The organism is Gulosibacter sediminis (assembly GCF_030011715.1).
Classification (GTDB): domain Bacteria; phylum Actinomycetota; class Actinomycetes; order Actinomycetales; family Microbacteriaceae; genus Gulosibacter; species Gulosibacter sediminis.
Map to the genome: position 1 here is coordinate 1 of NZ_JASCYH010000075.1, position 4,189 is coordinate 4,189.

General features: G+C 70.8%; 4 protein-coding genes. 1 reads left to right on the forward strand and 3 read right to left on the reverse strand.

The features are described from left to right. Positions 1-234: 234 nt before the first annotated feature. Together QM019_RS12525 and QM019_RS12530 are read right to left on the reverse strand one after the other, a co-directional pair. Complete coding sequence (locus QM019_RS12525) at positions 235-1,449, reverse strand: allantoate amidohydrolase (RefSeq protein WP_282853283.1); 1,215 nt, start codon at positions 1,447-1,449, stop codon at positions 235-237. Then, entirely contained in the window at positions 1,446-2,621 is a 1,176-nt protein-coding gene (locus QM019_RS12530) for an FAD-dependent oxidoreductase (protein WP_282853284.1), read from the reverse strand. Before QM019_RS12530 ends, QM019_RS12525 begins: the two co-directional genes overlap by 4 nt. Before the next feature lie 141 nt (positions 2,622-2,762). Between QM019_RS12530 and QM019_RS12535 the strand changes: the two genes are divergently transcribed. Further along, positions 2,763-3,647 carry a LysR family transcriptional regulator gene (locus tag QM019_RS12535; RefSeq protein WP_125107236.1) on the forward strand — a complete coding sequence of 295 codons (885 nt, stop codon included), beginning with the start codon at positions 2,763-2,765 and terminating at the stop codon, positions 3,645-3,647. On the opposite strand, the gene QM019_RS12540 is transcribed toward QM019_RS12535, so the two are convergent. Beyond that, positions 3,644-4,189, reverse strand: a 546-nt coding sequence (locus tag QM019_RS12540; protein WP_345961034.1) for an NUDIX hydrolase, incomplete at its 5' end; no start/stop codon positions are given. The two genes, QM019_RS12535 and QM019_RS12540, sit on opposite strands and share 4 nt — an antisense overlap.

Sequence of the window (4,189 nt, forward strand, 5' to 3'; positions counted from 1 at the left end):
ACGGGCGCCTCGAACACCTCCGCGGCTCGGCCCTGGGCTTCCGCAACCTGACTCACTACATCACACGGTCACTGCTCGAAGCCGGCGGCTTCAGACCACTCCTACACCCTCGATTGCGATGAGCCCGATTACTTTGAAAAAAGTGCCTTTGATCAGGGAAAATATAAGCGCACCGAGTTTCCCTTTCGCTATTTCGGCGAAAGGGAAACTCGGTGCGCTCGTGGTGCGGCGCGACTAGCGCATCAGGGCCTCCAGGGCGGTCGCGAGGGCGACGGAGCCGACCTCGGCGTCGTCGTCGGAGGTGCCCTCGTCGGGGGCGTGTGAGGTGCCGGAGGGGTTGCGTACGTAGAGCATCCCGGTGGGGATCACGCCCGCGAGCACACCCGCGTCGTGCCCAGCGCCGGTGTCGAGCACGGGCGCATCCGGCAGGGCTGCCTCGAGCTGGGCGCGGAGGTCGGCGTCGAAGCGCACCCCGCCGCTGAACGACTCTTCTTGGAGTTCGACGGTGCAGCCCTCGCGCTCGCCGGAGGCGCGGATGCGTTCGGTGATCTGCTCGAGCAACTGGCGCACGACCGACTCGTCGCGGTGTCGCAGGTCGAACCAGAGGTCGGACTGCGAGGCGATGACGTTCGTGCCGCCGGGAAGCGCACGGAGGCGACCGACGGTGCCCCGCGCCTCGGGCGTCTGCTCGGCGGCCTCACGCACCGCGAGGATCGCGTCGGCGAGCACTACGACCGGGTCTTGGCGATCCTGCATCCGCGTCGTGCCGGCGTGGTCGCCGCGGCCGCGAATCGCAATGTGCCAGCGGCCGTGCGCGAGGATCGAGCTACCAACCGCAACCGGCTGCCCGAGGTCTTCGAGGCCGCGGCCCTGCTCGACGTGGAGCTCGACGAAGGCATGAACGTCGGCGAAGCGCTCCGGGTCGGGGCCGATCGCGTCGGGATCGATGCCAGCCGCACGGGCCGCGTCGGGGAAGGTGACGCCGTCCGCATCCGCGAGGCTGCGCGCGCGTTCGGGTGTCAGTGCGCCGGAGGCGAGGCGGCTGCCGAGGCAGGGCACGCCGAAGCGCGAGCCCTCTTCCTCTGGGAACACGACGAGGGCGAGGGGCCGGGCCGGGAACTCGGTCGCCTCGCGCAGTAGGTCGAAGGCGCGCAGCGCGCTGACGACGCCGAGCGGGCCATCGTAGGCGCCGCCGCCGGGCACCGAGTCGAGGTGGCTGCCGGTGATCACGGCGCCGGCGCGGTCGCCGCTCGCGGGGAGCCACCAGGCCCAGACGATGCCGTTGCGGTCGAGTTCGACCTCGAGGCCGCGGCGGGTGGCCTGCTCGATGAACCAGCTGCGCAGCTCGAGCTCGGCCTCGCCGAGGCCGGGGCGGCTGTAGCCGCCGCGAACCGGGTCGCGACCGATCTCGGCGAGCTCGGCGAGGAGGTCTGCGGTGGGCGTGCTCATCGGGTCACCGCCCAGGCCGGCGAGGTCACGGCGAAGCGCGGGTGCGCGGTCGCGCCGAAGACGAGCTCGGCGATGAACTCGCCGATCAGCGGCGCGAACTTCGCGCCGTGACCCGAGCACGGTGACGCGATCACGAGGCCCTCGGCGGCGTCGAGCAGGAAGTCCTCCTCGGGCAGCATCGTGAACAGGCAGGTCGTCTCGGCGTAGGGCTCGGGGACAAGGCCTGGCAGCACCTCGCGCACGTAGTCGATGATTCGCTCGCGGTTTGCGGGGTCGATCTCGCCGGTCTGCGTGCTGCCGTCGGCGATCGGCGTGCCGCCGAGGAACTCGGCGAGCTTCTGGCCGCGGAAATTGGCGTCGCGACCGCCGGGCAGGCTGTAGGTAAGGATGCGCTCGGACTTGTGGATGAATGTCGGCCAGCTCGTCGGGGCCCCCGGTTTGGGCTCGCCGATATCGGCCGCGTCGCGGTAGGGGAAATGGTAGGCGTTCTCCTGAGTCACGACCGCCTGGGGGAGTCGGTCGATGAACGCGCTCGGCAGCTCAGTCTCGGCGAGCAGCTTCGAGAGCCATGCGCCCGCGGCGACGACGACCTGCGCCGCGCGAATCGTCGCGCCAGTCGTCGAGGTGACGAGGTAGCTGGTGCCGTCGCGGCGGATGCTCGCGGCCTCCCAGTGCTCGTGGAGGCGCGCCCCGGCCTCGATCGCGAGGCGCAGCTGCGCGCGCACGGTCGACTCAGCGTCGATGACGCCGCCGCCCGGCTGCCACAACACCTCCGTGTCGAAGTTGATGCCGGGCCAGCGCTCGGCCGCGTCCGAGGCGGGAATGAGCTCGTGGTCGATGCCGACCTCGTCGAGCACGCCCGCCAACTGGCGCGGGTTGCGCCGCACACCGAAGTCGAGGGCGCCGCCGGGCGTGATGAGCTGCTCGCCCGAGAGGCGCTCGAGCTCGTCGTACCTCCTGCGAGCCTGCTTGACGAGGTCGGTGTAGAACGGGTCGGGGTACGCGTAGCGGAAGATGCGGGCTGAACCGTGCGAGCTGCCGTGCTCGCTCGCGGCGGTGTCGCGCTCGACGACCGTCACCTCGGTGCCGCGCGCGGCGAGTTGATGCGCCGCGGCCGAGCCCATTAGGCCGGCGCCGATGATCAGCACCTGCGTCGAGTCCTGCTCCGTCATAGTGTGTGTGCCCACCCGTCTCGGCCTGTCGCGACCACCGTTCGTGGCCGTCGCGGCGCGTGGGACAAGTACACCGGTCGATAGGTTCGATGTCCAATACCTATGTCACTCTGATTAATAGTGTTCGGCTATCGTCGAGGAATGGAACTTCGCCAGCTTCGGTACTTCTCGGTGCTCGCTGAGGAACTGCACTTCGGTCGCGCCGCCGAGCGGCTGCACATGTCGCAGCCGCCGCTCAGCGTGCAGCTGCGCAAGCTTGAAGATGAGCTCGGGGTGCCGCTGCTCGACCGCTCGACGCGGCGGGTCGAGCTGACTGCCGCGGGGCTCGAACTGCAACAGCGGCTGGCGCAGGTACTGCCGCTGCTCGACGAAGCACTGACCGGCCTCGACGAGGTGCAGCTTGGCATGCGTGGCCGCGTGGCAATCGGCTTCGTAAGCTCGGCGAGCTACACCCTGCTGCCCGCCGGGCTGCGCGGATTTCGCGAGGCGCGACCACACGTTGAACCCCAGCTGCTGCCGCTCACGACGACCGAACAGATCGAGCGACTGCAGGAGGGCCAACTCGATGTCGGCATCGTGCGCGACGCAGCCGAAAGCCCGCTTTACGCCTCAAGCGCGCTGCGCGCCGAGCGACTCGTCGTCTGTGTTCCGCGCGATCACGCGCTCGCGGCGGCCGAGCAGGTGACGCCCGCCGAGGTGGTCGCGCATCCGCTCATCGGGTACCCGCGCCACATGATGGCCGGCTTCGTCGACCTCGTGCATGCGGCACTCGCCCCAGCTCGAACCCAGCTGCGGTACGCCCACAAGGTGGTGCACGAAGAGACCGGGCTCGGCTTCGTGGCCGCGGGGGAGGGGCTCACCGTGCTGCCGGAAACCGTGCGCGAGCAGCTGCCCGCGTCCATCCGCGCCGTGCCGATCGACACCGAGCTGCGCTCGCGGCTCGTCGCCATCACGGCGCCGGGCGGTGCCGAGTCCGCGGCCGCGGCCGCGTTCGTCGAGTGCCTCGTGGCCGCGGCCCGCGGCTAGCGCTCACGCAGGGCCGGGAACACCGCATCCCGCAGCAGCGGCGCGAGGTCGGCGCGATCCGAGTCGAGCGCGATCCACTCGAGCTCGTCGATCTCGGCGTTCACCGCGACGCCCTCGACGAACGGATGCTCGAACACGCTCGCGACGACGGTGTGGTTCGGCTCGTTCGCCGCGTCGGTCTCGAAGTCGCCGAGGTGCGTGAGCTCGGCCACGTCGAGGTCGATGCCGAGCTCCTCCTGCACCTCGCGCACGGCCGTCTGCTCGGTGGTCTCGCCGGGCTCGGGCTTGCCGCCGGGGAACATGAAGCGCTGCGTGCCGCGCTTGCGCACGCTGAGCACGCGGCCCTGCTCGTCGCGGAGCACGACCGCGCTGACGACGATCTTCGAGCGCAGCGGCGCCTCGGCGGCCGCGGCCTCGGTGGCGGCGATCGAGGCGTCGGCGCCGGCAGGGTCAGCGGTGGCTGAGCGCCGGTCGAGCACCCAGGCGCCGAGGCTGAGCGCCGCATTCGCGGCGGCGAGCACGGCGCGGGGCCGCCGCACGCC

Coding starts and splice junctions, on each gene's coding strand:
- QM019_RS12525 (WP_282853283.1), bottom strand. CDS start 1,449: ATGAGCACGCCCACCGCAGACCTCCTCGCCGAGCTCGCCGAGATCGGT.
- QM019_RS12530 (WP_282853284.1), bottom strand. CDS start 2,621: ATGACGGAGCAGGACTCGACGCAGGTGCTGATCATCGGCGCCGGCCTA.
- QM019_RS12535 (WP_125107236.1), top strand. CDS start 2,763: ATGGAACTTCGCCAGCTTCGGTACTTCTCGGTGCTCGCTGAGGAACTG.